This window comes from Allobosea sp. 05T422_2, assembly GCF_056396265.1.
Genome location: NZ_JBFTLD010000411.1, coordinates 1 through 3,577 on the forward strand (window position 1 = coordinate 1; position 3,577 = coordinate 3,577).

General features: G+C 65.4%; 4 protein-coding genes and 1 pseudogene. All 5 read left to right on the forward strand.

The features are described from left to right. A pseudogene (locus tag AC1DJT_RS35175) lies at window positions 1-197 on the forward strand (NADP-dependent oxidoreductase); the annotation flags it as partial. Between the two features lie 188 nt (window positions 198-385). Next, window positions 386-1,225 (forward strand): prolipoprotein diacylglyceryl transferase, encoded by an 840-nt coding sequence (gene lgt, locus AC1DJT_RS35180; RefSeq protein ID WP_441505198.1) that lies wholly within the window; start codon window positions 386-388, stop codon window positions 1,223-1,225. Next, the gene (locus AC1DJT_RS35185) at window positions 1,222-2,316 is read left to right on the forward strand and encodes a class I SAM-dependent methyltransferase (RefSeq protein ID WP_441505199.1); all 1,095 of its coding nucleotides are present in this window, start codon (window positions 1,222-1,224) and stop codon (window positions 2,314-2,316) included. The genes lgt and AC1DJT_RS35185 overlap by 4 nt, the downstream gene beginning before the upstream one ends. A gap of 20 nt (window positions 2,317-2,336) precedes the next feature. Continuing rightward, complete coding sequence (pgeF, locus tag AC1DJT_RS35190; protein WP_441505200.1) at window positions 2,337-3,110, forward strand: peptidoglycan editing factor PgeF; 774 nt, start codon at window positions 2,337-2,339, stop codon at window positions 3,108-3,110. Window positions 3,111-3,200: 90 nt separating this feature from the next. After that, on the forward strand, window positions 3,201-3,401 hold the full coding sequence (locus tag AC1DJT_RS35195) for a hypothetical protein (RefSeq protein ID WP_441505201.1): 201 nt from the start codon (window positions 3,201-3,203) through the stop codon (window positions 3,399-3,401). Window positions 3,402-3,577: the final 176 nt, after the last annotated feature.

A 3,577-nucleotide genomic window follows, 5' to 3' on the forward strand; every position in this document is an offset into this window, starting at 1 on the left:
GTCTGACGATCCGTGGTTTCATCCAGCGTGAGTTCGTCGCGCAGCGCCMGGCCTTCGAACGGGAGGCGTCCGGCTGKATCGCCGGAGGCGCCTTGAAATACAAGGAGGACATCGTGGAGGGCCTCGCCCAGGCGCCTGAGGCGTTCATCGGCCTGCTCGACGGGAAGAATTTCGGCAAGCTCATCATCAAGGTCTGAGCAGGGCAGGCGGGGTGCATACCGGCGCCCTTTTTGCTTGACCACTTCGCCTCCAGCCGGCCATGTCGCGGCAGGTTTTCCTTCGCGCAGTCCTCCCGAGCGTCCCTTGGGTCGCCCGGGATGACGTGTGATGGGCGGTGCGCAACCGCCTGAGCGAGACTGCGACTTCCGCCACCGGACCTTTGCCCATGCCCGTATTCGCCATCCCCTTCCCGGTGATCGACCCGGTCGCGTTGCAACTCGGACCGCTTTCGGTCAAATGGTATGGCCTCGCCTATGTCGTGGGGCTGATCGGGGGCTGGTGGTATGCACGCCGGTTGGTCTCGTCTCCTGCGCTGTGGGGGAGCTCGAAGCATCCCGCGGCAGAAGAGCTCGACGACATGCTGCTCTGGGTCGCGCTTGGCGTGGTGCTCGGCGGGCGCATCGGCTTCGTGCTGTTCTACGACCTTGAGCGCTATCTCGCCCGGCCGCAGGACATCATCGCGATCTGGCAGGGTGGTATGTCGTTCCATGGTGGGTTGCTGGGGGCGGCGACGGCGCTGTTCCTGTTTGCGCGCCGGCGCGGGCACCCGGCGCTGAGCGTCTTCGATCTCGCCGCCGCCGTCGTTCCGATCGGGCTCTTCCTTGGGCGCATCGCCAATTTCATCAATGCCGAGCTCTGGGGCCGGCCGGCACCGGGATTGCCCTTCGCCATGGTCTTTCCCAATGCCGGGCCGTTGCCGCGCCATCCGAGCCAGCTCTATGAGGCGCTGGGGGAGGGGATCCTGCTCTTCATCCTGCTCGCGCTCGTCGTTCGGGCTGGCGGCTTCAAGCGACCCGGCCTCGTCGCGGGTGTCTTCGGCATGGGTTATGCGGTCGCGCGCATCGTCTGCGAGTTTTTCCGCGAGCCCGATCCGCAGCTCGGCTTCCTGTTCGGCGGAAGTGTCGATGCGCTGAGTGGGGGCATCACCATGGGCATGCTGTTGTCCGTGCCGCTCTTCTTCGCCGGGCTCTATCTGGCGCTGCGCGCCAGACGGGCTAGCGCGTGAATGCGCTCAAGGCGGAGATCATCCGCCTGATCCAGGACGAGGGCCCGCTCAGCGTCTCGCGCTATATGGCGCTCTGCCTCGGCCATCCCCGTCACGGCTACTACATGACCCGCGACCCTTTCGGTGCCGAGGGAGACTTCACGACGGCGCCCGAGATCAGCCAGATGTTCGGGGAACTGATCGGGCTGTGGGCTGGTGCGGTCTGGCGGATGATGGGCGAGCCTGCAAGCTTGCGCCTCGTCGAGCTTGGACCGGGGCGTGGCACGTTGATGGCCGATGTGCTGCGGGCCGCGCGGATCGTTCCGGGTTTCCGCGAGGCGGTTTCCGTGCATCTCGTCGAGATGAGCCCCGTGCTGCGGCAAGCCCAGGCTCGGACCTTGGCCTCCGCGACCGAGCCGGTCTGGCACGACAGCATCGGGACTGCGCTGGAGGGGCCGACGATCCTCCTCGCCAACGAGTTCCTCGACGCGCTGCCGCTCGATCAATTCGTGCGCGTCGGAGATGGCTGGCGCGAACGTCTGGTCGGAATCAATGCCGCAAGCCAGCTGGCATTCGGGCTCGCCCATGCGCCGGAGCCTGCACTTGGGATTGCCGCCCCTGAGGGAAGCATCTTCGAACAGCCGACCGCAGCGCTTGATGTCGTGACGACGGTGGGCGGCCATCTCGCCGAGCAAGGCGGCGCTGCGCTGTTCATCGACTACGGTTCCGGGCGTTCAGGCTTCGGAGATACGCTTCAGGCGGTCCATCGGCATCGAATGGTTGATCCGCTTGCCGATACCGGTGTGGCCGACCTCACGGTTCATGTCGATTTCGAACGGATGGCGCAGGCTGCGTGGCGGGCCGGGGCTGCGGCGCATGGACCGGCGACGCAGCGCGATTTCCTGCTGGCGCTCGGGCTGGCGGAACGTGCGCAGGCGCTCTGCGGCAGAGCACGGCCGGAGCAGGCGGAGGCGATCCAGGCGGCTTTCGCACGGCTCACCGCCATTGGCGCGACCGAGATGGGTGAATTGTTCAAGGTTCTGGCATTATCGGATTCACGACTGCCGCTGCTGCCCGGATTTGACCTTCATCAGATGCCAGAGCAGGGCTGACGCCTGAGCCGGAACCCGCCATGTTCATCACTTCGCCCGATCTTTCCGCCGAACACGGCATTGCGCATGCCTTCTTCACCCGCGAGGGCGGTGTATCCTCGGGCATCTACGCCTCGCTCAATGGCGGCCTCGGCTCGGACGACGACAAGGCGCATGTTACCGAGAACCGGGCGCGGATGGCGGCTCACCTCGAGGTCGAGCCCACGCATCTTGTCGGTGTGCACCAGGTCCATTCCGCGGATGCCGCACTCGTCACCGGCCCGTGGCTCGGGGAGAAGCCGAAGGCCGATGCCATGGTGACCACGGCTCACGGCGTGGCGCTCGGCGTTTCCACCGCTGATTGTGGACCCATCCTCTTCGCCGATAGCGAGGCGGGCGTCATCGGTGCCGCCCATTCCGGCTGGAAGGGGGCATTCACGGGGATTGTCGGCGCGACTGTGACCGCGATGGAAAAGCTCGGCGCGCGTCGCGAACGCATCCTGGCGGTGCTTGGGCCAACGATCAGCGCCAAGGCTTATGAGGTTGGGCCGGAATTCATCGAGCGCTTCAAGTCGGAGAATGCGACCTATGCGCGCTTCTTCCACGCCTCGGAGCATCCTGCGCGCGCCATGTTCGATCTGCCTGCCTTCATCGCTTTCAAGGCACAGGAGGCCGGCATCGGCCGCTTCATCGACCTCGGCCTGTGCACCTATGGCGATGAACAGCGCTTCTTCAGCTATCGCCGCACGACGCATCGGCAGGAGCCGGATTACGGCCGGCTGATCTCGGCGATCACGTTGACGCGACCGAAATAGGCCGGCTTTCGGCCGGTTCAATCTCAGGTTGCTTCGAGAAACGGGCGGAGTCATCCTCCCAAGGCCATGCATCATGGCTTTGGGGGTCTCATGGAACAGCTTCTGATCAACCTCGTMGCAGGCGCGCTGGGTGGCAATGCTGCGGGTAAAGCCTCGTCCAGCTTCGATCTCGGAACTCTCGGAAACACCATCGCCGGTCTGGTCGGCGGCGGCGTTCTTGGCCAGTTGGTACCCATCGTGTTGCCAGCCAGGGCGGCAATCTCAGTGTCGGCGGTATCCTGTCGAACCTGATCGCTGGCGGCGCTGGCGGAGCTATCCTGACCGCTATCATCGGCGCGATCAAGAACAAGGCCGCAGCCTGAGCGTTACAGTGGCGACGTCGCGCGCCTCGCCCGGCGTCGCCATCTTGCGTGATTGACGAGCCCGGCTGCCTGTCGGCTCAACGTCTTGCAGATGACGTGGGGTGG